At 49.6% G+C, this 23,242-nt stretch carries 24 protein-coding genes; 23 read left to right on the top strand and 1 reads right to left on the bottom strand.

Annotated features, from left to right (window positions below):
* The first annotated feature begins 3 nt into the window (after window positions 1-3).
* The 13 genes from EJL91_RS02435 (at window position 4) to EJL91_RS02375 (ending at window position 12,424) form a co-directional block, all read left to right on the top strand.
* Window positions 4-972, top strand: coding sequence for a serine hydrolase (locus EJL91_RS02435; RefSeq protein WP_125140368.1), 969 nt, complete (start codon window positions 4-6; stop codon window positions 970-972).
* Between the two features lie 92 nt (window positions 973-1,064).
* A complete protein-coding gene (locus EJL91_RS02430; RefSeq protein WP_125140367.1) occupies window positions 1,065-1,484 on the top strand; it encodes a twitching motility protein PilT in 420 nt (139 codons plus the stop codon).
* A gap of 113 nt (window positions 1,485-1,597) precedes the next feature.
* Window positions 1,598-3,001: a biotin/lipoyl attachment domain-containing protein gene (locus EJL91_RS02425; protein WP_125140366.1), complete on the top strand. Its 1,404-nt coding sequence runs from the start codon at window positions 1,598-1,600 to the stop codon at window positions 2,999-3,001.
* A gap of 81 nt (window positions 3,002-3,082) precedes the next feature.
* Window positions 3,083-3,787 carry a YggS family pyridoxal phosphate-dependent enzyme gene (locus EJL91_RS02420; RefSeq protein WP_125140365.1) on the top strand — a complete coding sequence of 235 codons (705 nt, stop codon included), beginning with the start codon at window positions 3,083-3,085 and terminating at the stop codon, window positions 3,785-3,787.
* The gene (locus EJL91_RS02415; RefSeq protein ID WP_125140364.1) at window positions 3,784-4,290 is read left to right on the top strand and encodes a cell division protein SepF; all 507 of its coding nucleotides are present in this window, start codon (window positions 3,784-3,786) and stop codon (window positions 4,288-4,290) included. The genes EJL91_RS02420 and EJL91_RS02415 overlap by 4 nt, the downstream gene beginning before the upstream one ends.
* Window positions 4,291-4,298: 8 nt before the next feature.
* Window positions 4,299-5,054, top strand: coding sequence for a YlmH family RNA-binding protein (locus EJL91_RS02410; protein ID WP_125140363.1), 756 nt, complete (start codon window positions 4,299-4,301; stop codon window positions 5,052-5,054).
* 13 nt (window positions 5,055-5,067) lie between these two features.
* On the top strand, window positions 5,068-6,201 hold the full coding sequence (aroB, locus tag EJL91_RS02405) for a 3-dehydroquinate synthase (RefSeq protein WP_125140362.1): 1,134 nt from the start codon (window positions 5,068-5,070) through the stop codon (window positions 6,199-6,201).
* Window positions 6,194-6,706 carry a signal peptidase II gene (gene lspA / locus EJL91_RS02400; protein WP_125140361.1) on the top strand — a complete coding sequence of 171 codons (513 nt, stop codon included), beginning with the start codon at window positions 6,194-6,196 and terminating at the stop codon, window positions 6,704-6,706. Before aroB ends, lspA begins: the two co-directional genes overlap by 8 nt.
* 50 nt (window positions 6,707-6,756) lie before the next feature.
* Window positions 6,757-7,671 carry an RluA family pseudouridine synthase gene (locus EJL91_RS02395; RefSeq protein ID WP_479723352.1) on the top strand — a complete coding sequence of 305 codons (915 nt, stop codon included), beginning with the start codon at window positions 6,757-6,759 and terminating at the stop codon, window positions 7,669-7,671.
* Window positions 7,672-7,824: 153 nt separating this feature from the next.
* A complete protein-coding gene (locus tag EJL91_RS02390; RefSeq protein WP_125140359.1) occupies window positions 7,825-8,472 on the top strand; it encodes a cytidylate kinase-like family protein in 648 nt (215 codons plus the stop codon).
* 122 nt (window positions 8,473-8,594) lie between these two features.
* Window positions 8,595-10,637, top strand: a complete 2,043-nt coding sequence (locus EJL91_RS02385; RefSeq protein WP_125140358.1) for a C40 family peptidase — start codon at window positions 8,595-8,597, stop codon at window positions 10,635-10,637.
* Between the two features lie 176 nt (window positions 10,638-10,813).
* The gene (locus tag EJL91_RS02380) at window positions 10,814-12,061 is read left to right on the top strand and encodes a winged helix DNA-binding domain-containing protein (RefSeq protein ID WP_243125210.1); all 1,248 of its coding nucleotides are present in this window, start codon (window positions 10,814-10,816) and stop codon (window positions 12,059-12,061) included.
* A gap of 21 nt (window positions 12,062-12,082) precedes the next feature.
* Window positions 12,083-12,424 carry a hypothetical protein gene (locus tag EJL91_RS02375; RefSeq protein WP_125140357.1) on the top strand — a complete coding sequence of 114 codons (342 nt, stop codon included), beginning with the start codon at window positions 12,083-12,085 and terminating at the stop codon, window positions 12,422-12,424.
* A gap of 39 nt (window positions 12,425-12,463) precedes the next feature.
* Here the strand turns inward: EJL91_RS02375 and EJL91_RS02370 are convergent, their stop codons facing one another.
* The gene (locus tag EJL91_RS02370) at window positions 12,464-13,306 is read right to left on the bottom strand and encodes a YitT family protein (protein WP_125140356.1); all 843 of its coding nucleotides are present in this window, start codon (window positions 13,304-13,306) and stop codon (window positions 12,464-12,466) included.
* A gap of 335 nt (window positions 13,307-13,641) precedes the next feature.
* On the opposite strand from EJL91_RS02370, the gene EJL91_RS02365 reads away from it, so the two are divergent.
* The 10 genes from EJL91_RS02365 to EJL91_RS02320 all read left to right on the top strand — a co-directional run bounded on the left by EJL91_RS02365 (window position 13,642) and on the right by EJL91_RS02320 (window position 23,177).
* Window positions 13,642-14,805, top strand: a complete 1,164-nt coding sequence (locus tag EJL91_RS02365) for a hypothetical protein (RefSeq protein ID WP_125140355.1) — start codon at window positions 13,642-13,644, stop codon at window positions 14,803-14,805.
* A 66-nt stretch (window positions 14,806-14,871) separates the two neighbouring features.
* A complete protein-coding gene (locus EJL91_RS02360) occupies window positions 14,872-15,228 on the top strand; it encodes a molecular chaperone Hsp90 (RefSeq protein WP_125140354.1) in 357 nt (118 codons plus the stop codon).
* A 138-nt stretch (window positions 15,229-15,366) separates the two neighbouring features.
* Window positions 15,367-16,584 (top strand): nucleotide disphospho-sugar-binding domain-containing protein, encoded by a 1,218-nt coding sequence (locus tag EJL91_RS02355; protein ID WP_125140353.1) that lies wholly within the window; start codon window positions 15,367-15,369, stop codon window positions 16,582-16,584.
* Window positions 16,581-18,464 (top strand): NAD-dependent epimerase/dehydratase family protein, encoded by a 1,884-nt coding sequence (locus EJL91_RS02350; protein WP_125140352.1) that lies wholly within the window; start codon window positions 16,581-16,583, stop codon window positions 18,462-18,464. Before EJL91_RS02355 ends, EJL91_RS02350 begins: the two co-directional genes overlap by 4 nt.
* Window positions 18,439-19,791 carry a F390 synthetase-related protein gene (locus tag EJL91_RS02345; RefSeq protein ID WP_125140351.1) on the top strand — a complete coding sequence of 451 codons (1,353 nt, stop codon included), beginning with the start codon at window positions 18,439-18,441 and terminating at the stop codon, window positions 19,789-19,791. Before EJL91_RS02350 ends, EJL91_RS02345 begins: the two co-directional genes overlap by 26 nt.
* Complete coding sequence (locus EJL91_RS02340) at window positions 19,751-20,692, top strand: 3-oxoacyl-[acyl-carrier-protein] synthase III C-terminal domain-containing protein (RefSeq protein WP_125140350.1); 942 nt, start codon at window positions 19,751-19,753, stop codon at window positions 20,690-20,692. The genes EJL91_RS02345 and EJL91_RS02340 overlap by 41 nt, the downstream gene beginning before the upstream one ends.
* Before the next feature lie 54 nt (window positions 20,693-20,746).
* Window positions 20,747-21,382, top strand: a complete 636-nt coding sequence (locus EJL91_RS02335; protein WP_125140349.1) for a DUF4317 family protein — start codon at window positions 20,747-20,749, stop codon at window positions 21,380-21,382.
* Between the two features lie 24 nt (window positions 21,383-21,406).
* The gene (locus EJL91_RS02330) at window positions 21,407-21,841 is read left to right on the top strand and encodes a GNAT family N-acetyltransferase (protein ID WP_125140348.1); all 435 of its coding nucleotides are present in this window, start codon (window positions 21,407-21,409) and stop codon (window positions 21,839-21,841) included.
* A gap of 66 nt (window positions 21,842-21,907) precedes the next feature.
* Entirely contained in the window at window positions 21,908-22,714 is an 807-nt protein-coding gene (locus EJL91_RS02325; protein ID WP_125140347.1) for a DUF1266 domain-containing protein, read from the top strand.
* Between the two features lie 52 nt (window positions 22,715-22,766).
* Complete coding sequence (locus tag EJL91_RS02320) at window positions 22,767-23,177, top strand: DUF3788 domain-containing protein (protein ID WP_125140346.1); 411 nt, start codon at window positions 22,767-22,769, stop codon at window positions 23,175-23,177.
* Window positions 23,178-23,242: the final 65 nt, after the last annotated feature.

The following is a 23,242-nucleotide window of genomic DNA, read 5'->3' as shown; positions in this document are numbered from 1 at the left end:
ATGTTGAAACGTATAATTATACAGTTTTCTCTTATACTTGCAGCGTCGGCTTTTACCGTTTCTGGCTGCGGGAAAAAGAGCGGGCTGGAAGAAGCATATGTATTTGAAGAGCGTTCGCAGTCCATGTCCACCCATGGCGGAAGCGAACTGGCACCACTGTTTGCAGAGAACCTCTGTGTGGTCACAGGCGATGTACAGGACGGTGACGCGTCTATGACGGCGGAGGCGGGAGCCCTCTTTAATACAAGTGACAATTCCGTTATCTATAGCAAGAATGTATTTGAAAAACTTTACCCGGCCAGCACCACCAAAATCATGACAGCCATCCTCGCAATAGAAGAGGGGACGCTCACGGATCAGGTGACTGTAACAGAGGATGCGGTTATTACCGAGGCCGGCGCTTCTCTTTGTGGAATCAAACCGGGAGACGTCATTACAATGGAGGATCTTCTCTACGGCCTGATGATGCCGTCGGGGAACGATGCCGCCAACGCTATAGCCGTACACATGTATGGCAGTATTGATGCATTTGCAGAAAGAATGAACGCCCGGGCCAGGGAACTGGGAGCCACCGGGACTCATTTTATGAATCCAAGCGGTCTTACGGATGAGAATCATTACACAACGGCATACGATCTCTATCTGATGTTCAATGAAGCGATGAAAAATCCGCTTTTCAGACAGATTATAGCCACCGATTCCTATACGGCCAATTACCAGAACGGCACAGGCGAGGCTGTCTCAAAGACCTGGACCGTAGGCAACTGGTATCAGAAAGGCGAACGCGAAACACCGGCCGGGGTTACGGTACTCGGAGGGAAAACCGGCACCACCCAGGCAGCCGGATACTGCCTCGTTATGGCTTCCGGCGACAGCCAGGATAAAGAATATATTTCCGTAGTTCTTAAATCAGACAGCCGTCCTTCACTCTATGATAATATGACAAATATAATTTCTAAAATTGTCAATTAGTGATTGCGCTTTTTATGAATTTATACTATAATTATTTATAGATTAAATGACTTTTTATACAACTTAAATAAAAATCCAAGGAGGAGATTGTTATGGTTCAGATTATTGCGGGAAATAAGGGAAAAGGAAAGACTAAGTATTTACTGGACATGGCGAATACAGCAGTAAAGGAATCCAAGGGTTCGATCGTTTATCTTGACAAAAGTGCCAAACACATGTATGAGTTGAATAACAAGGTTCGTCTTATTAATGTTAACGAATATCCGATTCACTCCAGCGAAGCTTTTGTAGGTTTTCTTTGTGGAATCATCTGTCAGGATCACGACCTGGAGCAGATGTACTTAGACAGTTTCCTCAAACTGGCCTGCCTGGAAGGTGAAAACATTGAAACGACCTATAAAGAACTGGAATCTATCAGTGAAAAATATAACGTTACATTTGTTCTCAGTATTTCCATGGATGCAGATATGTTACCTGAATGCGCAAGACCAAATGTAGTTGTTTCCTTATAAATGGTACATAACCTACGAAAGAAAGAGTGCTGCGGCCGCAGCGCTCTTTCTTTTGCTTGAATTTTTTGACAATTGCTCTTATAATACTAAGGAAAGGAGAACGGGATTTCGTCATGGCTAAAAACAAAAAAGTAATTCGCTATAAAAAACCACTGAACATAAACGTCGGCATGATTATTTTTGCCATGATATTCGTTTATCTTTCTTTCAGTGTTTACACGTATATCCGCCGGGACAAAATACAGTTCTACGAAGTGGTGGAAGGCAGCATTGTAAATGATAAGAGCCATACCGGCATTATTCTGAGGGAAGAGACAGTGAGACAGGCCGACAGGACAGGCTTTGTCAACTATTACATAAGGGAAGGCAAGAGGGCTGCCGCAGGCGCCCGCGTCTATTCCCTGGACGAGACGGGCCAGCTCGGCAAATTTCTGGAAGAGAACCAGGCAAACGCGGCCCCTCTGTCCGATGAGAATCTTTCTGAGCTAAAGAAACAGCTCAGTTCTTTTTGCCTCTCATACAGCGACATGCGCTTCGGCGCCGTCTACGATGAGAAATATTCGCTTCAGGCTTCGGTGGCGGAGTATATGAATTTTAACGCCCTCGACGGCATGGACGAGCTTTTGAAGGAGAAAGGGATCAATTATCAGCAGGTCTATGCAGACCAGCCGGGAATTGTCTCTTATGCTATTGATTCCTATGAAAATATGACTCCTGCCGATATCTCAGAGACTTCCTTTGACCGTTCCCTCTATAAAAGGGGTACAGGGAAAGCGGGAGATTTGATCGAAAACGGGACGGCAGTATACAAGCTGATCACGTCGGAAAACTGGTCTGTTGTGTTTCCTCTGACCGAGGAGGACCAGGCCGCGTATGCGGAGCGGAAGACGCTTCAGATTAAACCGTCCGGAACTGATTTAACACTCCGCGGTTCCTACAGCCAGATAACGGGAAGCGATGGAAAGCCATATGGAAAGCTGGATTTTGACAAATTCATGATCCAGTTTGCTTCTGATCGTTTCATGGACTTTGAGATCGTCTCGGATGAAGCGACGGGACTTAAGATTCCCGTATCCGCGGTCACAACAAAAGAATTCTTTACGGTGCCGGTGGACTACCTGACCCAGGGCGGAGACGCCACGATGTCGGAATCGGGATTTTTAAAAGAAGTGTATTCCGAGTCAGGGGAACCTTCCATTGTATTTACCCCTGCCGCAATCTATAATTCCACGGAAGAATATTACTATGTGGATAAAGGGGACGCCAGTCCTTTCACGGCCGGTGACTACATTGTCAAGCCGGACTCCAGCGAGCGCTACCAGTTAGGCCCTGTGGCTTCCCTGGAAGGCGTATATAACATCAACAAAGGATACGCTGTCTTTAAACTGGTCACGGAACTGGTTAATAACGGCGAATACTATATTATTGAAAAAGGGACAAAATACGGTCTCTCCGTCTATGATCATATTGTGCTGAATGCATCCACGGTATCGGAAGGTCAGATTATTTACCAGTAGCGGAGGGACGGCTGCAGGACGTCATATCAGCGGCTTTATCAGGAGCGGACGCGGAGCATGGTTCCGGAAAGGTATGTCATTATGATAAAAGAAAATTTAAATGAAGTAAGAGAAAATATCAGCTCTGCCTGTCGTGTATCCGGCAGAGATTCCGGGGATGTGACCCTGATTGCGGTCAGCAAGACAAAGCCGGTGGAGATGCTCCGGGAGGCCTACGACGCCGGAGCCCGCGACTTCGGTGAAAACAAGGTGCAGGAGATTCTCCAAAAGGCTCCTGTACTGCCGGATGACATCCGCTGGCATATGATCGGCCATCTGCAGAAGAACAAAGTCCGCCAGATTATCGACAAGGTCTTTTTGATCCATTCCGTAGACTCTGTCGATCTGGCTGAATACATAGAAAAGGAAGCGGCAAAAAAAAACATCGACGTCGATATCCTTCTGGAGGTCAATGTCGCGGAAGAAGAAAGCAAATATGGCTTTAAAGTGGAGGAAGTGATGGATGCAATTCTCATTATTTCCAAGTTTTCCCATGTCCATATCAAGGGACTGATGACAATTGCACCATTTGTTGAAAATTCTGAAGAAAATCGCGATATTTTTCAAAAATTATATCAATTAAATGTTGACATAAAAAGCAAAAACGTCGATAATGTTAGTATGGCTGTGCTCTCGATGGGAATGACCGGAGATTACATGACAGCAGTGGAAGAGGGCGCAACCATGATTAGAGTCGGTACTGGGATCTTTGGTGCCAGGACAAAGATAGGAGAGAATTTAGTATGAGTATTCTGAACAAACTAATGGATACAATGCGTTTAACAGAAGAAGACGATGAAGATTATTTCATCGATGATGACTATGAAGATGAAAAACCTGCCAAAAAGCGGTTATTTAATAAAAAAGAAGATGATGACTATGATTACGATGAGGATCCGGAGCCGAAACCCCGTTTTCTTTCGCGTTCCTCTAGCAAAGTAGTCCCTATGAGGAGGGGGATGGAAGTGTCCTTAATTAAACCTACCTCCATGGAAGATTCCAGGGAGATTTGCGATTATCTGCTGGCAGGCAAGGCAGTCGTGCTGAATATGGAGGGAATCCATATGGAAGTGGCCCAGAGAATTATTGATTTCACGTCGGGAGCCACCTATTCAATGAACGGAAACCTGCAGAAGATTTCCAATTACATATTTATTGCCACACCAGAAACTGTAGAATTATCCGGTGACTTTCCAGAACTGTTAGCCGACGGTTCGCTGAATATCTCCGGAATGAACCTTCACTTTTAACTACTATTATGCTGGATAAAGAAGAACAATTACTGAAAAAACGTATATCGGAGCTGGCAGAACACTGCTATCAGCGCGATATACGGTCATATACCGATTTTCTGACGTTAAATGAACAGACAATTTTCCATTCCATGAAACGTACGCTTCCCCCTGTCACCTGGCTGATGAACGGAGGCTATGAGACTGCCGAACGGAAAATTGTTTGTTTTCTGCCGTCTTACGAGGATGAAACAGCCGATTTACCTATCAGTATACTGAAAGCCGTTCCGGCCAGCCCCCGCTTTTCCCAGGACCTGACCCACAGGGATTATCTTGGCGCCATTATGAACCTTGGCATCGAGAGAAACTGCATTGGCGATATTCTGATGAATGAAAACGGCTGTTTTATTTTCTGTATGGAGAAGATGGCCGGTTTTCTGGCCGATGAGCTTAAGATGGTCCGTCATACGCCCGTTGTCTGTTGCCCCGTGACCCAGGCGGAAGAGGTGGCGCCAAACTTTGAGACCGTAAGCGGGAGCGTGGCCTCACCGCGGCTGGACAGCGTAGTGGCCCTTGTGTTCAAGACATCGCGTTCCAAGGCTCTGCCGTATATCGAGGGCGAAAAAGTCTTTATCGACGGCCGCCTGTGTATTTCACCCGGACAGCAGTTAAAGGGCGGGGAAATCGTGTCGGTGCGCGGCCTTGGGAAGTTCCTCTATACAGGAGCTTTAAATGAAACGAAAAAAGGGCGCCTGTTTGTAAGCGCAGAAAAATACAGATAAGGAGTAATTTTTTATGAGTGATAAAACGATACAAGAGAAAAATACCGATCGCCTGACTGTGCATCTGAATGATAAACCGGTCTATGATATCGTGATAACGGAAGATTTTACCGGCCTCCCCGGGGAGGTTATGAAACTTGACGTGGCTTCCAGAAAACTCTGCATTGTCACCGACTCTACAGTGTCGGAGCTTTATCTGGAGGAAGTAAGGGAGCTTCTGATGCCCTGCTGCCGTCTCGTGACTTCCTATGTTTTTCCTGCCGGAGAGGCCCATAAGAATCTGTCCACCGTGCAGAAACTGTATGAAAAACTGATTAAAGAGCGCTTCGACAGGAGTGATATGCTGGTGGCGCTCGGAGGAGGCGTTGTAGGCGATCTCTGCGGCTTTGCGGCGGCCACCTATCTGCGAGGCATCTCTTTTATACAGATCCCGACGACCCTGCTTTCCCAGGTGGACAGCAGTATCGGAGGTAAAACCGGCGTGGACTTCGACGCATATAAGAACATGGTCGGCGCATTCCATATGCCCCGGCTGGTGTATACCAATATAAGTACACTGCTCAGCCTGCCGGACAGCCAGTTTGCCGCAGGTATGGGCGAGGTGATTAAACACGGCCTCATCAGGGATCGGGCTTATTACGACTGGCTTCTTGACCATGCCGGGGAAATCCAGACAAAAGATCTCTCCGCCCTGAGAGAGACGGTCGTGGGGAGCAACCTGATTAAAAGGGAAGTGGTGGAGACTGATCCCACGGAAAAAGGGGACCGGATGCTTCTGAATTTTGGCCACACCCTGGGACATGCCGTTGAAAAACTTAAAAATTTTGAACTTCTCCACGGCGAGTGCGTGGCTCTCGGTTCCCTTGCGGCTATGCATTTATCGGAAATCCGGGGAATGATTGCAAAAGAGGATATTAACCGCTTCAGGGAGGCGCTTAAGACATTCCGGATCCCGGACCGCGTCTCCGGCCTCACGCCTCTTGCCGTCATCGAAGCGTCTAAAAATGATAAAAAGATGGAATCCGGCGTCATTAAGTTCATCCTGCTGGAAAGTGTGGGCTGCGCTTATGTGGATCGGACCGTGACCGATGGTGAGATGGAGCAGGCGCTTGCCTTTATCCTGACACAGGAGGAGAGCCATGAATAAGAAAATGCGGCAGATCCTGTTTTTCTTTGCCGGCCTGATTGTCAGCATCGGTTTTGATCAGTGGGCAAAATATATGGCGGTCCTGAAGCTTAAGGGAAGGCCCCCCTTTGTCATCTGGGACGGTGTTTTTGAACTCTATTATTCCGAAAACCGGGGCGCCGCCTTTGGCATGATGCAGGGGAAACAGGGATTTTTCTTCCTGATTGCCGCCGTTGTCATTGCAGTAGTCATTGTGCTCCTGTTCCGGATGCCGGCTGAGAAAAAATATCTGCCTTTCACAAGCTGTTTATTCCTGCTCCTGTCCGGTGCAGTCGGCAACATGATCGACCGCGTCACAAACGGATATGTGGTGGACTTTCTGTACTTTAAACTGATCGATTTTCCGATTTTTAATGTGGCGGACTGCTACGTTGTGATTTCGACATGCCTTTTAATCCTTCTTTTCTTTTTTGTCTACTCCGACGATGAGCTGGAATTTCTTTCTTTCGGGAAGAAGAATAAATAAGGCAGAACCTTAAAACAACTGGAATAACTGAAAAAGGAGAGAAGAGCTTGATACAGGAATATATTGTTCCGGAAGAGTTTTCCGGCGTACGCATCGACAAATTTCTGTCCGAAAGCTGCCCCCTGCAGTCGCGTTCCTTTCTCCAGAAGCTCCTCAAATCGGAGCTGGTGGATGTGAACGGAAAGACAGTGAAAAGCAGCTATAAAGTGTCTGCCGGTGAAACGGTTTCGTTTGAGGTACCTGAGGCGGTGGAAGCGGAGATCACGGCGCAGGAGATGCCCCTTGACATTCTGTACGAAGATCAGGACGTTATTCTGATTAACAAGCCGAAGGGTATGGTGGTCCATCCGGCCGCCGGACATTATGAGGGAACACTAGTCAACGGCCTTATGCACCACTGCCGGGATCAGCTTTCCGGAATTAACGGAGTCATGCGCCCCGGTATCGTCCACCGGATTGATATGGATACAACCGGCGTAATCATCGCCTGTAAAAACGATCTGGCACACAATTCCATAGCGGAACAGCTAAAGGTACACTCTATCACAAGGAAATATTATGCCGTCGTATTCGGCAATCTGCCGGATGACGAGGGCACGGTAAAAGCTCCCATCGGCCGCCATCCGACCGACCGGAAGAAGATGAGCGTCATCAGTAAAAACGGGAAGGACGCGGTCACCCACTACCGCGTTCTGGAACGTTTTCGCGGTTATACCTATGTGGAGTGCAGGCTGGAAACAGGCCGCACCCACCAAATCAGGGTTCATATGGCGAGTATCGGCCATCCGCTGCTGGGAGATCAGGTGTATGGGCCCGCCAAACAGCCTTTCCGTCTGAACGGCCAGACACTGCATGCGGGCGTCTTGGGATTTATTCATCCGCGCACGGGCGAATATATGGAATTTTCGGCTCCTCTGCCCGATTATTTCGAGGAACTCCTTACAAAGCTCAGGCGTCTGACCTGAGAATTCCGGCCGGCATACAAATTTTGAACGAACCATAACGTGACTTTATAATCTATACAAAATTCACAAAATTAATAATGACTTTTCAGAATTTTTGCGCTATAATAGAGTTAAGAAGCAGAATAGTTTTACAAATTGAAAGGAGTGAGGTCGATGATGGGTAATTTAGTGATTACAATCGGTCGTGAATGCGGCAGCGCCGGACGGCTGATAGGACAGAAACTGGCAGCAGATCTCGGTGTAAAATGTTATGACAAGGAGCTTTTAACTCTCGCCGCAAAGAACAGCGGTTTATGTGAAGAACTGTTTAAGACTCATGATGAAAAACCGACGAGCAGCTTTCTTTATTCGCTCGTAATGGATACATATTCTCTGGGATACAACACCTCGGCTTATATGGATATGCCGATTAACCACAAGATTTTCCTGGCACAGTTCGACACGATAAAGAAACTGGCCGAAGAGGAGTCCTGCGTGATCGTAGGCCGCTGTGCCGATTATGCCCTTGCCGAATATCCGAACATGGTCAGCGTTTTCATCTGCGGCAATGAGGATGATAAGATTCACCACCTGATGGAACGCCACAATGTGGATGAAGCAAAAGCAAAAGATATCATGATCAAAACAGACAAGCGGAGAGCCAGCTATTATAACTATTATTCCAGCAAACGCTGGGGAAGCTGCAAGAGCTACGATATGTGCCTCAACAGCAGCATTGTAGGCTATGACGGGGCAGTAGACATTATTAAGGAATTCGCCAAAAAGAAACAAGAATTTCTTAAAACAAAGAATTATAAGTAACTGATATAATTAGACCGGTATGCCTGTTTATTTTAGACAGGTATATTGGTCTTTTTTTAATTCATAGGAAATTACGTCCTAATGGCAGAACAAACGATAAACGATAGAAAAGAGCAGCCCCAATGAGAAAGTTTCATCCCCTTATCATGAGGATTTTAGTCATGACTGCATCAGGTTTCCTGCTTATCTCCATAGCAGGGACCTATACGCCCTCCCCTTCCCTGGCGCCGCCTCAGGCCATAACCCAGGCAGGTACGCCGGAGAATACCGCGGCGCTTCATCCGGAAACGGAACCGTTTAATGTGGAGGCATGCAATCCTGATACAGATTTTGACGAAAAATCGCTGCCGGTCAGGATTATGGATGCCATGAACCGGTTTGCAGGCCGATCGGCCGCCGCTTTTTCCGGAATGAACTCCGGCAGGGAGGAGGAGTATTCCCCATCCGTTTTTAAATACAATCTGATGGCTCTCTATCCGGAGGAACAGGAGCTGTCACCGGAAGATGAGACGGCCTCGGAACGCGAGCGGCTGTTCCGTCTTCTGAAACATAACCTGAAACCATTTTATGACTTTTTCAGACTGTCCTTTAGCACACGGGCTTCCGATTCTTATGGAGGCCGTATGTATGAATATTTAAACCGGAAAGACGCAGAGTGGACCTCCGGCCTTTATAAATGGCTTCAGGCATCTCCTGAACAGGCGGCAAAGATGCTCCGGCTGTCTCAGGCGTCCGTCACCGGAAAGTATGACCCGACCAACGAAAAACATGATCCGGCCAATAGCGCGACATGGCTGATCCCGTCCTGGAAAAATGTCGATTTTAATTTCTTCGACGGTGACGGCCGACGGATCGAGCTCTATTCCAATTCACAGGAGATAGCGTCGATGGCCAGCGTGTACACCTGGTACACCGGATGGAACGATGTGGATAACTTCCAGAATTATATCGATGAATTATGGCAGTTATCCCATGCATACAGCGTGGCCATCGGACCAGTCTATTACTGTGACGGCTGTGTCGATCCGCATGAGGCCGATACAAAGGTAGGGACCGGTGCCGACGGCGGCAGCGCTGAGGCTTTAAACGGAGGAGCAGGCTCCCAGGAAGCCTCAGATGCGCCGTCAGAGGCTCCGCAGGGAGAGCAGGCGGGAATTCCTTCCTCCGTATCGTCAGAAGGCCAAAATGGGGCTTCTAACGCCTCTGCAGAGGAAACTGCAGTTGCGGCAGAGACGGCGCTCCTGGGAGCGCAGGAGACGGTTCCTGCACAGACTGCAGCAGCTTCCGCGCAGCCATCCGATGGCTCACAGCCGGCATCCCAGGGATCGGAGGCATCACCTTCGGAACTGTCGGGTCCGGCAGGCGGGACTGCCGCAGCGGAGGAGGGCAGTGCAAATGCCTCCGAAGCAGCACTGACGGCGGCGCCTGAAATCCAGCTCAACAGCGAGGGGAAATTCTGTCCAGGACATGTGGATTTGACGGTTACGGCCCGCATCGTAGGCTTGTCGGAACGTAAAAACCTCTATACTATCGATAGGAGAGGCGCAGCGGCAACCGATACATGGCCGGGATGGTCTCCCTACAACAAGGCCTACGTCGATACGCTGAACAGCCAGGACTGGTCCCTTGAATACGAGCTGTCCCCGATTGAACTGGCCCTTGGAAAACCGCTTACCTTCAGTGAAATCAATGATTACCTGAAGCTGCTTCCGGCGGATGTCTCCCATGAGAGGAAAGCAGTGATTACATATGCCCTGCACTCCGTCGGGAAAATCCCTTACTACTACGGCGGCAAAGCACATGCCCCTGGCTATGAGGGTAATAATTTTGCAAACATCACATCCCCGGACCGAAAGGGCCGCATCATATCAGGACTAGACTGTTCCGGCTGGGTAAACTGGGTTTACTGGTCCTCCCTCGGGAAGGTTCCCACGAACCTGGGCACCAGCGGCCTGATCCATGCGGGAAGAGGCATCAGCCGCTCGGAACTTCAGCCGGGCGACATCATCGTAAGGCTGGGAGCCAATTCCCATGTCATGATGTTTCTCGCCTGGGCACCCGGAGGCCAGATGGTCTGCATACACGAAACAGGCGGCAGCGTGAGCAACGTCACAGTCAGCATCGTGGATGCCAGATGGCCGTATTACAGGGCACTGCTGGATTGACGCTGATTCATGCAAAGAATACAGGGAATATAAAGACTTCCCATTAAGACAGGGTCCACAGAAGAAGGCCGGATATTTTTTGGCCGCCGTCTGTGGACCCTGTCGTTTCCCGCAAAAATATGGTATAGTTAATGTTAGTGTAAAACACATTACCCAGAATAGGGAGAGTATTACTTATGGAAAAAACGAACTGCCGCATGAATCATATAAAGGAACCGGATGTAACGCAGATTCGGATGTTCCGGCTGCATTCCCACCATTTGGACAGGGAATACGGGAAATCGGATCTATTCGATATTGCAGGAGCATGCGGACTGCAGAACTCCCCGCCGGGAGCATGGGAAACCGCTCTTTTTAACCGCATTCCTGATTTCAGCCTGGCGGATATGGAAGAACTTTTATACAGGAAAAAAACTCTGCTTCAGGCATGGAGCCTCCGGGGAGCACCCGTTGTGTTCCCCGCCTCCGAATGGGATGCGTTTCTCACCGCGCTTACGCCAAAAGAGGATGAGCCGTGGATTTATACCCGGGGGATCTCTGCGGCGCTCGATTTTCTCCAGATGGATTTTGAGGAGCTGTTTCTGCTCCTCAAACGGGTGATTTCCCGGTTGGACGGCAACATTATAACCAGTAAAAGTGATTTGGATCAAACACTCGCCGGTTGGATGGCTCCTTATCTGCCCGGTGAAAAACGCGTTATCTGGAACCGGCCGTCCATGTACGGGGATCCGGACAGACAGACCGTCGGCGGGGCTGTTGTATCTTTTTTACTCCGGCCCTGTGCTTTTGAAGGCCTGGTCGTGTTCGGGGAACGGGAAGGAACAAGCCCGACTTTTACCTCCCGCAGAAACTGGCTTGGCAAAACGGAAGCGGCCGTGGAAAACGGCGCTGGTGAAAGCGGCGCTTCAAACGAAGCTGCCGGGAAACTGGTGCGCAAATTTCTGCACTGCTACGGACCGGCCACGGCCGACATGTTCGCAGTCTGGCTCGGCTGTTCCGGGAAACAGGCACGCCGCATGTGGAATACCGTCTCGGATGAGATGGAGACGGTCACGGTATCCGGTAAAAAAGCGTTTATTCTTTCCTCCGACAGGGCGGAATTCATTTATCCCGCCCCTCTTCAAAGGGAGCTTCTCCTTCTCGGAGGGCACGATCCCTACCTGGATCAGCGTGACAGACTGATTCTGCAGCCGGACAAGACGCTGCACAGCCGGATATGGAAACTCGTGACAAATCCCGGAGCCGTTGTGTACCGCGGAGAAGTAATCGGAGTCTTTACGGGGAAAAAGAAAAGTAAGGGTTTGGAGATGAAAATCTCTTTATGGCGGGATTTTCAAGACAGGCAGAAGCTTTCCGGCCTGGCCGGAGCCTATGCCGCCTTCCGGGGGCAGGAGCTTACAAACCTGGGCCTGGAAATTTTGTAATCAGGGAGAGGAGGGAATTTGATGAAACAGTGTCCCTATTGCGGATGTGAAGAATATATGATTGAGACGGTCAATCAGGCCGAGATGAAAAAATGCAGCGCCTGCGGAGCTTTCTACGAAGATGCCGGGGAAGAATTTGAGATCAATTCCTTTGTCCCGGTTTATGAGCGTGACAACGACGGCAGGTATCCCGGCTGTCCGAAGTGCGGCTGCCGGGATATCAGACGGCTGACAACGGATGAACTGATGGTGCGCGGAAATCTTATAGCGGCGGTGATAGCGGGAGTTCCCCACGAGCGGAATCCCCTGCTGCTCGGAAGATATGAGTGCCTGAATCCGGACTGCGGATACCGCTGGCATTAAAAAGGGGAGGATGTTTTATCCTCCCCCGTTACCGTCTTTTTACCGTTTGGGCCGGTAGATTACCTCATTGACGGCATAGACCGTTACAAATGCATTTTTATCCGTCTTCAGTATATAGGTCATCAGCATGGCATATTCGTTCTTATCCACGATTGTGATGATTTCCCTGCGCGGACGGCCGTCGTATGCGCCGATCGCCTCATAAATCGTCGCTCCGCTGTGGAGGTGATGCAGGATGAATTCCCTGATTTCTTCCTCATGTTCGGAGATAATGCAGACCCGCTTTTTAATATTGAAACCGAATATAAAATGATCCAGCACGATTCCATTTAAGTAGGTGCCCAGAATGCTTAAAACTACGATCTTTTTATCATAAACGAGAGCGGAGGAGAGCGCCACGCACATGCCGGAAAGCGACATGGCCTTGCCCAAATCCATATGCATATATTTATTCAGGAATTTTGCCACTATATCGAGACCGCCGGATGACGCATTGCGGTTGAACAGCATGGCCAAACCGATGCTCACGGTAAAGATATAGCAGAGCATATCTAAAAATGCATCGTTGGTAATGGACTGGTTATCCGGAAACATAATTTCCAGTACGGCCAGGACAACGGGGACCAGAAAAGAGGTGTACACCGTTTTGGCGCCGAATTCCCTGCCGATGAACAGAAATCCCAGTATCAGCAGAAAGATATTCAGGATAAAGGTGATTGCAGAAATCTTTAAAGGCACAAAGTTCCCCAGAACGATAGCCAGACCGGAAATACTGCCGACCGATACATGACTCGGAATCAGAAAGAAAAATACAGCCGAAGACACAATGATGGTCGCAAAAGTAATCACCGCAAACTCTTTGACCGCCCCCCATTTTTTCATGATAATCCTCCAATAATTTTATAATTTTGACATGTGATTTTTCATATATTCATGCCCCGTCTCGTATTGTAACACAACAAAATCCTTCCTGCAATTGACAGAAGAAAAGAAAAACCAATAAACGAAAAACAGCCGGAGGGTAAAATATGAACATAAAGCAGAACAGATGGAAAACGGCCGACGACTTCTTTCATAATTATTAATTTTTCTTTCCCGAAGTATCATCGCTATATTTATGTTCTCCCGTTTGCTATAATAGAAATGGGTGGAAATCCACCACGATCAGACCTGATATCCAGACCTGAAATAAAGAACATAAGATGAGAGGAAAGATTATGAAACGTATTACCAAGAAGTGGAAGACAGCATTATTCTGTATGGCTCTGTGCAGCACACTGGCCGCCTGCGGAAGCAAGAATAAAGCCCGGGAGCCGGAGGAATCCGGGACGGCCGGCGTAAGTACGGAAGCCGCAGAGGCTGAATCAGTGTCACAGCAGGAAACCGGGGCTGCGCAGAACGGCGAAAGCAGCGAAGCGGACCGTTACAGCCTGATTGAGTCCCAGACCTTCGAAGTGACGCTGAACCCCCAGGGAAAGGTGACTTTTGCCTCCTATCAGCCGGACGGCAGCGGCCTGCATGAGGATGCATTGTTCAAGCTGATGGACGGTGAACGGACAATCGCGATATTGGACGGCATGGTTCAGGACAACCGTCGTGAAAACGAGAACTTCAATAAAGTGGAAGCCGTCTCATTTCCCGATTATAACAACGACGGTTACAGTGATATCATTATTATCTGCAGCTATTCCCCTGCGTCAGGCGCTTCCAGCCGTTTTTCCGAAGCCAGAATCTACCGCGGAAGCGGGAACGGTTCTTTTACCCTGGAAAAGGAACTGTCTGACTCGGCCAATTCGGCCCTCGCAGAGAAGACCGTAAAGTCGGTTCTCGGCTTTTTAGGGGCGGGAAAGAAGGAAGAGCAGGAAATGGCCGCCTGGCAGCAGGCCTACTTAAGCCACCTTCAGCAGGAGACAGGGCAGTGGCAGGGATATAACCTGATTTACATTAACGACGATGCCGTACCGGAGCTGGTGGAGATTGGCGGCAGCGAAGCCGCAGGCTGCGGGATTGTAAGCTTTGCGGACGGTGCGGTCAGCGAAACACAGCTCGACAGGCTCGGTTTTACTTACATTGAAAAAGGGAATCTTCTCTGCAATTCCGACGGACATATGGACAGCTACTATGATCTGGTATACAGCATGGCGGACGGACGTCTGACACAGATTGCCGCCGGTTACTACGGGGCGGAGGATAACTCGAACCTGCAGCTGGATGAGAACGGGGAACCGGTTTACCGGTATGAGTGGAACGGCGCCGTGATGTCCAAAGAGGAGTATTATCAGGCGCTTAATGCAGTCTACGACACTTCCAAAGCCAAAGAGGGCTATCAGTGGGATAAATGGCTTTCCAAAGAGGACGTCATCCGGGCCATAACAGAATGAAATTGCAAAGGCCCGGCTAATGTGGTAAAATATAGTATATTTCAGCAGAAGAAAGGAGCACCGATTATGGATAAGGAAGTTTTAAACTATGTTGTTGAGAAGACACACGAATTAATGGATGCACAGTCATGCAGCGGTGAGGCAAGAACAGCAGCTCAAACCTGGCTGGATGCCGTTGGAACTGAAAATGAGGCCGCAGAGACAAAGAAATATATCGATGAGCTGGAAGCAGACATTATGCCGGTCGACGGTTTAATTGCTTTCGCAGAGTCTGAAACCGGCGCTCAGGTTTTCGGAGCCGAGGTTGCAAAAGGCGTGGCTGCTCATGGAAAAGAAATCAAAGCAGCCGGAGCGAAATACTGTGACTGCCCGGCCTGTGCTGCGGCAGAGGCAATCCTTTCAAAGAAGGACGCGCTTCTTTAAGAGACATAGTAACTATTCAGTTACCTGCATTACAAAATATAACGGTTTAAAACCAGTATCAGATGGGCCAACGGGCATCAGTCAGAAATGGCTGGTGCCCGTTTTCAGAAGGCGGCAAAAAAAAGCAAGGAGGCGGCAATGGAGCAGCAATCAGAGAAGCAGGAAACGAAAAAGACCATTCTGTTCTATTCGATTCCTGCCTATGGGCATATTCATTCGAACCTGTATTTAACCGGACGGCTGGCCCGGGCCGGATTCCGTGTCATCTATTATGCAACGGAACCTTACCGGGCGGAGATAGAGGCTAACGGCGGGGAATACAGGGCTTATCCGCTGGGCGGCAAAACCATTGATACTTCGGATGGGAACAAGCTGCTGAAGCTGTACCGGCTGATTCTTGAATATACCCGCGATATGCTGCCTGAGCTGCTTTCGGAGGCAGCTCAGGACAAGCCGTGCCATATTATATTTGATTCCCTGGCTCTGTGGGGCAGGGCAGTTGGGGAACTTCTTTCGGTACCGTCTTTCAGCTTCTACAGTATTGCAGCCATTGACCGGATCGGGGGTAGGGCCTTTTTCGCATATGCCTCGGGATTTTCCTGCGGTTTTCTGCGGTATGCGGGAGAACTTCCCCAGGCGCTCCGGATACGGCGTCAGCTTGGTCAAAGTTATGGAATACGGACACTGGGAATGCTCCCCGTCCTGATGAACAAAGGAAACCGGAACCTGATGGGATACTCCAGGATGTTCCAGCCCGGAGGCGGGAAATTTGGGGAGAACTATGTATTCCTCGGGCCTCTGTCTCCCCATATGAAGAGCATCCGGAGCAATGATTTCATCTGTCCGCCTGAAAAACTAATCTACATTTCCCTGGGAACCGTCTTTAACCGGGATCGGGAACTGCTTCGTGAGATACTGAGGCAGTTCGGCCGGGGAAAGGGAGCCGGTTTTCGTGTAGTTATGGCCTGGAATATCGAAAAAACGGACCGGATTCCGGATAACTTCATTGTCCGTCCCTTCGTAAACCAGAAAGAGATCCTGAAACATGCCTCTCTCTTTATCACGGCCGGCGGTATGAACAGCATCCATGAAGCTCTTTATTACGGCGTCCCCTGCCTGATGTGCCCCCAGCAGGGAGAACAGCTTATAAATGCCAGGCGGTTTGAGGCAATGGGTTTTGGAAGGATCTTGAGAAAAAAAGCAGATTTGTATCGGGAAGCCATGGCTGCCATGGCTCTGAAAAATTCATGGAGCTGGGATCGGAGAAAAAAGGCGACGGCGGTTCATGTGAGTGCGGCACTTAATTTACTGGAGCGGAGCAATACAACGAAAGAGGAAAGGCGGCAGGGCGAATGAGGGATACAGTTCTGATCACAGGGGCTACCGGATTTTTGGGCGGATATCTGGTGAAGTGCCTTATAAAGGAATACCGGGTTTTAGCCCTTGGGCGAAACCGGGAGCGCGGAGAAGCGCTTCAAAGACTGGGAGCTGAATTCTGTCCCGGCGATTTCACAGACCGCAAAACGTGTGAGACCTATTTTCGGAATGTCCGGTACGTCATCCATGCAGGCGCCCTTTCCACGGTTTGGGGAAAATGGGAGGATTTCTACAGGACGAATGTGGCGGGAACCGCTCTAGTGGCGGAACTCTGCCTTGAAAACGGCGTCGAACGTCTCATTTATATTTCATCCCCAAGCATCTATACGGAGAAGCATGACCGCTATGGAATCCGTGAGGAGCAGGCGCCAAAACAGAACGATTTAAACTATTACATCAAGTCGAAACTGATGGCGGAACGGGTGATTGGTGAGATGCATGAGAAGGGACTGGAGACCGTCATTCTCCGCCCCAGGGGGCTGATCGGGATCGGGGATACGAGCTTGGTTCCCCGGCTTTTACGGGCGAATGAGCGGATTGGGATTCCCCTTATGAGGGACGGCTGCATCACCGTGGATCTGACCAGTGTGGAAAACGTGGCTCAGGCCTGCCGTCTGGCCCTGACTGCGGCGGAGGCGGATGGAAAGGTGTTTAATATCACCAATGGGGAGCCGATGGAATTCCGTATCCTTTTGGAATCCTTTCTGGCCGCCATTGATAAGCAGCCCCACTACAGGAAATTGCCTTTTAAGGCGGTTTACGGCGTGGCTTGGGCCCTGGAATGGGCTTACAGGACATTCCGCCTGTCAGGAGAGCCTCCGCTTACAAAGTACACGGTATGCACGCTGGCGTTTTCCCAGACCATGGATATCAGCAGGGCAAGGGACATACTCGGCTATGAACCTGAGAAATCCCTGACGGAATCGATTCAGGAATATGGGCGTTGGTGGAAGGAAAACGAGCCGGAGAGGAAGAAAGCGCTGCCGGGGCAATTTTCCCCAAAAGCGGAGATGTCCCAGAGATTGCCAAAACCGCCCGCGCTGGTTGATGTGGTAAAATTGTATCACTGCGGTTCCTGCACCAATGACCTGCGGCTCCTTTTCCGGGGACATCCCGGTGAAAAGAGAGAGTTTCCGGCAATGGCGGCCCTGATACGGCACAGGCGGCTTGGAAACATCCTGTTTGACACGGGATACTCGGAGGCCATCTATCAGGGCGGCCCGTTTCATAAACTGTACCGTCTTTTAAACCCGGTCCATGTGAGTCCGGAACAGGTGATTGATAAACGGCTGAAAGCCGACGGAATCAGTCCGGAAAGCATCGGAACCATCATTCTGTCCCATGCCCATCCGGATCACATCGGAGGGCTTAAGAAATTCAGCGGATACCGCCTGGTGGCTTCGGCCGGAACCATGAAGACGCTTGAAAAACCGGGAATCCGGGATCTGGTGTTTACGGAGATGCTGCCCGGGGAAAGTGACGGGGTGAGCCGCCTGGAACCGGAGAACCGGCTTACCGAACATTTCCTCTGCCGGTATTTTGAAGAGGTTTACGATCTGTTCGGGGACGGCAGCCTCATCGGCGTAGCGCTTCATGGGCATTGTACGGGACAGATGGGACTCTGGATACCCGATTTGAAGCTGTTCCTGGCGGCGGATGCCTGCTGGGGAGGTGACCTGGTCCGCGATACGCTCCGGATGAGAGTGATTCCGCGCCTGATCCAGAAAGATTTTGCGGAGTACAAAAATTCGCTCCGGAAGCTCTGCAGGCTGAAGCGGGAGCACCCGGAAATCCAATTCGTGTTTTCCCACCAGAGAGGGAGTGAAAAGACTTATGGCAGACCAGCTTTCCGTGCTTAAATATTATCTTTATTACAAATACAGAAGGCCGTTTTCCGACAGGAGTTCCCTGGAAAGATGGCAGGAACAGAAAGTCAAAAAACATTTAAAATATATTGCAGACCATTCCACCGTTTACAGGGGAGTAAAACAACTGTCTTCCTGTCCGGTTACGGATAAAGCATTCATGATGGAACATTTTGACGAGCTCAACACGGTCGGGATCGGCAGGGAGGAAGCCCTGGACTTTGCGGTCCGGGCGGAACGGGAACGGGAATTTACGCCAAAACTCAAGGGGGTGACGGTGGGGCTCAGCTCCGGCACCTCAGGCAGCAGAGGGATTTTCCTGGTATCCGACGATGAGAAGAACCGCTGGGCCGGATATGTCCTTGCAAAATTCCTTCCCGGCAGCATCCTGGGTAAGTACGCCATCGCATTTTTCATGAGGGCTGACAGTAACCTCTATGAGGCGGTAAAGTCAAAAAATATCCGGTTTCATTTCTTTGATATTTATAAAGACATGGAGGAGCATCGGAAACGTCTTGAGGAAATCCGGCCGCAGATTCTGGCGGGGCAGCCTTCACTCCTTCTTATGATTGCGGAAGATATCAGGCAGGGGAAGACAAAACTCCAGCCGCAAACCGTGATTTCCATTGCCGAGGTACTGGAACAGGAGGATGAACAGAGACTTAAGGAAGCGTTCGGGCTGCCCGTGATTCACCAGGTCTACCAGTGCACCGAAGGCTGCCTGGCTTCCACCTGTCCAAAGGGAACGCTCCATTTGAACGAGGATATCGTACATATCGAACGGGAATACCTGGATGAAAAAAGATTTGTACCCATTGTGACCGACTTTGAACGGAAGGCTCAACCCATCATCCGCTACCGTTTAAATGACATACTGGTGGAAAAGAAGGCTGCCTGTGCCTGCGGCAGTCCATGCCTGGCGCTCGAAAAGATAGAGGGCCGTGAGGATGACGTCTTTACCTTCCAGGGCCATGACGGGCGGGATGTGTCCGTATTCCCCGACTTTATCAGAAGATGCATCCTGTTTGCGGATGGGGGCGGAGAATCGGAAGAGACGGGCATATCCGGAGATTACAGGATTGTGCAGGAGCGGGACGGCCGTCTGACCGTTTATGCCGACCTGACGGAATACGGAAAACAGAGAATTGCGGAGGAATTTTTACTTCTCTCAGAGGACTGCGGTTTTATCCTGCCGGAAATCAGATTTACGGCATACGTCAGGGAAAAAGGCAGGAAGATGAAGCGGGTGGAGAGGAAGAACGCAGGGGAAAGGGGAACGGATGAAGGAACGCAGGGTAAAGATTGCAGGCTGGGGAAATAACCTGGCGGCGCATAAGATAGATTTTGGAGGACAGACCCGGTACCGGCTGGAACAGGGGGAAACTCTATTGGATCTGGCGGTGGTATCGGCAGAAAAGGCGCTTATATGCGCCGGGATGAAGATAGAAGAGATAGACTGTATTGTCTGTGCCATGGCAACTCCGCTGCAGGCTATTCCCTGCAACGCCGCCCTTGTGCATGAACGGCTGGCGAAAGGCCTTCAGATTCCCGCTATGGATATCAATACAACGTGTACCAGTTTTATCACGGCCCTGGATGTAATGTCATGCATGATTGAAATCGGACGGTATAACAATGCGCTGATTATATCGGGCGATACGGCATCCGCGGCCCTGAACCCGGAGCAGACGGAGAGCTACGAACTGTTTTCAGATGGAACCAGCGCCTGTGTGCTGACAAAATCCGAAGAATCCAATCCGTCCGCGATCCTCTACAGCTGCCAGAGAACCTGGTCCGAGGGCGCACATGACACGGAAATCAGAGGCGGAGGCGGCCTGATGCCCTCCTTTTCGATGAATGATAAGAACCGGGAAGACTATTATTTTGATATGAAGGGTAAACGGATCCTGAAGCTGTCCGCCAAGTGTCTGCCCGGCTTTGTAGAGCATTGTCTGAAGGAAGCAGGCGTGACCCGGGATGAGATTGATCTGGTGGTTCCCCATCAGGCCAGCAGGGCGCTTAATCTCATCATGCCCAGACTTGGCTTTGGGAAGGGCGCCTATATTGACCGCGTCCCGGAGTATGGCAACCTGATCTCCGCTTCGGTCCCCTACGCGCTTTGTGAGGCTGTTGAGGAGGGGAGAATCAAACGGGGGGATCTAATACTGCTCATAGGAACGGCCGCCGGACTGACGGCGAATTTTCTTCTGATGAGGTTCTGACCCACTCCCGACTAATAAAAAACCGATAATATGACAGAAAGGTAAACGCAGATTATGATTAACAGAGAAGATATGCTGGAGCTGACAAGGCGGATGACTCTTTCACGGACCTCCTTCACGAGAATTGCAGGATGTTATGTGGACAGGGACGGTGATTTTGACGGAAGTTTTAATACCAATTTTCTGAAGCTTTCCTCACCGGAACGGACTAAAAAGCTGGCGCTGGCAAAGGAAATCCCTTTTTCGGCCACCAATGTGAACCTGAAGAAATACGAATTTCCCGAGGCGGTACGAAAGCCGGGCGGTATGTGGCAGTTACTGATGGCGATGAACGAATGCGGCTTGAAAAACGACGCCCTGATGGATACGTTTTACGATGTCATCATGGAGAACTATCACGCATCCTCCGGGTACGCCATTCTCGTTTTCCACGACCGCTATGATATACCGGCAAAAGCGTCCGACAAGGAACGTCTGTGGGAATCGGAAGAGGTATTTGAATATATGATTTGCGCCATCTGTCCCCTGTCCGGAGAGTATGAACCTGGCAAACCGGAATGCGGATTTTTATTTCCCGCCTTTACCGACAGGAGCGGAGATCCGAACCATATTGCCGTTTTCCACGCGGATGCAGAACGTACCCACAAGGAGCTGCTTAAGACCCTGAATGTAATTCCGGAAAAAGAATAAGTTAGATAAAAGGAGGGCAGTAAAATGGAATATCAGAATACCGTTCATTTTCGGATTACAGATAAAATTGAGGAGCATGACAGAGCCGAAATCTATGCCGGATTGCTGGAATACAACATGGAAAGACTGGAAGACAAAAATCCCAGGGAAGTGGGAATTTTCCTGGAAGACGCAGAGGGGAAAAAAACGGCCGGACTGATTGGGGAAACGCACGGCAATTGGCTTATGATAAAGTTTTTATGGGTGGATACACTTTTGAGAGGGCAGAATATCGGCCGCCGGCTGCTCAATCAGGCAGAGGACACAGCCAGGGAAAGAGGATGTAAATACGTATTCTTAGACACCTTCAGTTTTCAGGCCCCTGATTTTTATAAAAAACTCGGCTATGAGGAGGTCTTCCTTTTGGAGAACTATCCGCTTACCGGAAAGCGGCACTATTTCACCAAAAATCTATTATAATGAAGTACATATGGTGAAGGTTTACGGCATAAACTTCAGCGGTACAGAAGGGATGGAGGAAAAGGAATGATAAAAAAGAAATTAATAGCAGCATTACTTCTGGGGGCAGTTTTTTCATGCTGTCTTTCCCCGCTGCCCGGCGCCGGTTTAACGGTGCAGGCCGGAACCGGCGGCGCGGCTGAGTCGCGGACGTACCCGGATACGGTGCGCTGGTTCAATTCCGCCTATGCCCTCTGGTGTGTCCGCAACGGCGCGGATATCTCAAAACCGGGAGGCGGTTCCCCAAATGATCTGGTCTATTCCGTGGCTCTCAGGCAGGTTTTGCAGCGGGATTGGGGCATTACGGACCGTCAAAGCGCCGAAGACAAAATCACCTGGCTGGAGACGGAAGGGCATAACAAGGCGCTTTTAAATTATTACAATGAACATAATCTTGGTCAGTATGAGACGGATATCGCTTTGAATGCATCCTGGGGAGACAACGGCAGCCAAAGCTCTGTTTCCGACGGTGAGGCGGGCCGGCAGATGGCAGCCTATATGGCGTACAAGACTTATGGGGAACATGCATGTGCAGGCTGGGATTTGAGCCGCGCACTGATGCTTCTGGGACAGTATTATGTAACTGGATATTATACCTATGAGGAGGCCATGGACAAATCTCTGGAAATTGCCAAAAAGGCACAGGCCATGTTCCCGTCCTGGGAAGACTTTATGCAAAGTTATATTTACGGGTATGTATATTGGAGTAAATCCGATCCCACCGACCCACAGTCTGAGTTTCAGTACCGTGTTTATCTTTATCAGTCCCTGAAAGCCATGGAGGACGGTCCTTATCAGCTCGACTGGTATACGGAGCTGAAAAAAGAATGGTAATATATGAATAATATTTAAGAAGTATAAAATAAGAATTCGGGAGACACCTGATATGTACGAGAGAATGCTAAACAAACAGGAGACGCCTTCGCCGGCCGATTTGGCATCCTATTGCGGTGAGACTGCCGGGATGTTTTCTTCGCTGAACGAGTGGCTGACTGCAACGTATGCTACAGCGCAGCAGATTACCTTTCCTTATGGAAAACAATATGGCTGGGGGATAGCCCACAGGTTGAAGAAAAAACTGATATGCAATGTTTTCGCCGAAAATAATTCATTTACAGTGATGGTACGCTTATCCGCAAATCAGTATCAATTGTTATATGCACAGTTACAGAAATACACGCAGGAGTATATCGACAATCAATATCCTTGTGGTGACGGCGGCTGGATCCAATACCGGGTCACCTGCAAGGCGCATTTTGATGACATACAAAAAATCCTGTCCGCTAAGTGCTCATGACGCTGCCTCTTCAAGATTTGAACCAATTCAAAATCATTTGACAGAAAACCATTTCAACAATATAA

Source organism: Clostridium transplantifaecale, assembly GCF_900626075.1.
Classification (GTDB): domain Bacteria; phylum Bacillota; class Clostridia; order Lachnospirales; family Lachnospiraceae; genus Otoolea; species Otoolea transplantifaecalis.
This window is presented reverse-complemented; position numbering and strand designations above follow the sequence as displayed.

What these genes read in the sequence shown, in the direction of transcription:
- EJL91_RS02430 (WP_125140367.1), top strand. Translation starts at nt 1,065, where the DNA reads ATGGTTCAGATTATTGCGGGAAATAAGGGAAAAGGAAAGACTAAGTAT.
- EJL91_RS02425 (WP_125140366.1), top strand. Translation starts at nt 1,598, where the DNA reads ATGGCTAAAAACAAAAAAGTAATTCGCTATAAAAAACCACTGAACATA.
- EJL91_RS02420 (WP_125140365.1), top strand. Translation starts at nt 3,083, where the DNA reads ATGATAAAAGAAAATTTAAATGAAGTAAGAGAAAATATCAGCTCTGCC.
- EJL91_RS02415 (WP_125140364.1), top strand. Translation starts at nt 3,784, where the DNA reads ATGAGTATTCTGAACAAACTAATGGATACAATGCGTTTAACAGAAGAA.
- EJL91_RS02410 (WP_125140363.1), top strand. Translation starts at nt 4,299, where the DNA reads ATGCTGGATAAAGAAGAACAATTACTGAAAAAACGTATATCGGAGCTG.
- aroB (WP_125140362.1), top strand. Translation starts at nt 5,068, where the DNA reads ATGAGTGATAAAACGATACAAGAGAAAAATACCGATCGCCTGACTGTG.
- lspA (WP_125140361.1), top strand. Translation starts at nt 6,194, where the DNA reads ATGAATAAGAAAATGCGGCAGATCCTGTTTTTCTTTGCCGGCCTGATT.
- EJL91_RS02390 (WP_125140359.1), top strand. Translation starts at nt 7,825, where the DNA reads ATGATGGGTAATTTAGTGATTACAATCGGTCGTGAATGCGGCAGCGCC.
- EJL91_RS02385 (WP_125140358.1), top strand. Translation starts at nt 8,595, where the DNA reads ATGAGAAAGTTTCATCCCCTTATCATGAGGATTTTAGTCATGACTGCA.
- EJL91_RS02380 (WP_243125210.1), top strand. Translation starts at nt 10,814, where the DNA reads ATGGAAAAAACGAACTGCCGCATGAATCATATAAAGGAACCGGATGTA.
- EJL91_RS02375 (WP_125140357.1), top strand. Translation starts at nt 12,083, where the DNA reads ATGAAACAGTGTCCCTATTGCGGATGTGAAGAATATATGATTGAGACG.
- EJL91_RS02370 (WP_125140356.1), bottom strand. Translation starts at nt 13,306, where the DNA reads ATGAAAAAATGGGGGGCGGTCAAAGAGTTTGCGGTGATTACTTTTGCG.
- EJL91_RS02365 (WP_125140355.1), top strand. Translation starts at nt 13,642, where the DNA reads ATGAAACGTATTACCAAGAAGTGGAAGACAGCATTATTCTGTATGGCT.
- EJL91_RS02360 (WP_125140354.1), top strand. Translation starts at nt 14,872, where the DNA reads ATGGATAAGGAAGTTTTAAACTATGTTGTTGAGAAGACACACGAATTA.
- EJL91_RS02355 (WP_125140353.1), top strand. Translation starts at nt 15,367, where the DNA reads ATGGAGCAGCAATCAGAGAAGCAGGAAACGAAAAAGACCATTCTGTTC.
- EJL91_RS02350 (WP_125140352.1), top strand. Translation starts at nt 16,581, where the DNA reads ATGAGGGATACAGTTCTGATCACAGGGGCTACCGGATTTTTGGGCGGA.
- EJL91_RS02345 (WP_125140351.1), top strand. Translation starts at nt 18,439, where the DNA reads ATGGCAGACCAGCTTTCCGTGCTTAAATATTATCTTTATTACAAATAC.
- EJL91_RS02340 (WP_125140350.1), top strand. Translation starts at nt 19,751, where the DNA reads ATGAAGGAACGCAGGGTAAAGATTGCAGGCTGGGGAAATAACCTGGCG.
- EJL91_RS02335 (WP_125140349.1), top strand. Translation starts at nt 20,747, where the DNA reads ATGATTAACAGAGAAGATATGCTGGAGCTGACAAGGCGGATGACTCTT.
- EJL91_RS02330 (WP_125140348.1), top strand. Translation starts at nt 21,407, where the DNA reads ATGGAATATCAGAATACCGTTCATTTTCGGATTACAGATAAAATTGAG.
- EJL91_RS02325 (WP_125140347.1), top strand. Translation starts at nt 21,908, where the DNA reads ATGATAAAAAAGAAATTAATAGCAGCATTACTTCTGGGGGCAGTTTTT.
- EJL91_RS02320 (WP_125140346.1), top strand. Translation starts at nt 22,767, where the DNA reads ATGTACGAGAGAATGCTAAACAAACAGGAGACGCCTTCGCCGGCCGAT.